General features: G+C 54.3%; 1 protein-coding gene. It reads left to right on the top strand.

What is annotated here, in order from left to right:
• The coding region (locus H5T64_13495; protein ID MBC7265347.1) for a prolyl oligopeptidase family serine peptidase at positions 1–1,379 on the top strand (1,379 nt) is incomplete at both ends.

Below are 1,379 nucleotides of genomic sequence, written 5' to 3'. Positions count from 1 at the left end.
CACTGGAACGGGAGAACGGCCTCGATCCCAACATTGTTCTCATCAATGGGTGGAATACGATCAGTACCACCAATCAGGGAGACGTATACGATTCGTTTAAGATCAGGGACCCTCGTATCCATGTGACGGGCAACATCACTGGGCCATGGGCTGTGGATATCGGACTTGGGACCGATGTCAATGGGATTCCATTGACTGGCACGGTGGTGGTTCCTGTGGGCTACACTGGGATGGAGCCCAGCCCCCTGCTTTTGTGTCTGCAGGGACGCGGAGCCGATCGGATGTCTATGCCTTATGGGAACGCGTACGTGGTTGAGGCCAATAGAAGGGGTTGGTTGCTGGCCGCAGTGGATATGCCAACTTATGCCTATGGAAGTCCGGGCAACTACAAGTATAACCCGCGTTTCACCCCCTCTCGGCTTGTTCAGGATGTGATCATGGATAGATTTTTGCCGGAGATCAAGAGTCGGTTTAATGTGGACCCGCGTTGCATTTATCTGGTCGGTTTTTCTGCCGGGGCTAATTCGGCCCTTGTTTTGGCTGGACGTTTCCCTGATGTGTTCGCCGGGGTGGTAGAACACTCTGGGCCTCTTAATCTCACCGATTGGTATTGGCAACGCCCTGACTTGCAGCTCAGCCTGCAATACGACCTTGGTGGCTCCCCGAGTGAGCAGGGCTTCGAATACGAACGCCGCTCGGCTTTTCATTACGCCCGTAACCTGCAATACATGCCCATTTCCATCACTCATGGCCTTAGCGACACGACAGTAGCCCACAGCCAGGCTACCCGGTTCTATGACGAGATGGCCACTTTCTACCCGCCCGAGGCCTATGATAAGCCCGTCCCTTGGCTTTTTCCGGGCTCACACGAGCTCCCGCCCAATGCTCATCAGGACGATTTCGACTTCCTATCGCAGTATCAATTGCCCGCTGATCCGACGTCCTTGCGAATCAAAACGGACCAGAGCAAGACTTTCTGGTGGCTGGGCGTGCAACAGGATCAAGAGATCTCGAAGCCACACTGGACTGAGGTGGACGCATCTTTCAATGCGGCTAACAACAGCATTGACGTTGTTGTGCGCGCCTATTATGGTAGCAGCCAGTATTCGGGTGCACTCAGTTTTGATCTAATGCGCATGGGTCTGAACTCCGACGTTACCTACGCCGTCGAAGCGACGAACGAGGACACAGGCGAGTTCACCTTCAGCACGGCAGTGCCATCTGAAGGAGTGCTCACCATCCCGCACGGTGCAGCGCGCTATCGCTATAGTATCTACCCTTATGATGGGGTCAGTGAGCCGCTGGAGTTACGATTGCAAGAAGGTCAGAACCAATATACAGGCACAGATGACACCCATATCACTATCTACGAGCCCTGG

It is taken from the genome of Chloroflexota bacterium, from assembly GCA_014360825.1.
In the GTDB taxonomy this organism is placed as follows: Bacteria; Chloroflexota; Anaerolineae; order UBA2200; family JACIWT01; genus JACIWT01.
This window is presented reverse-complemented; position numbering and strand designations above follow the sequence as displayed.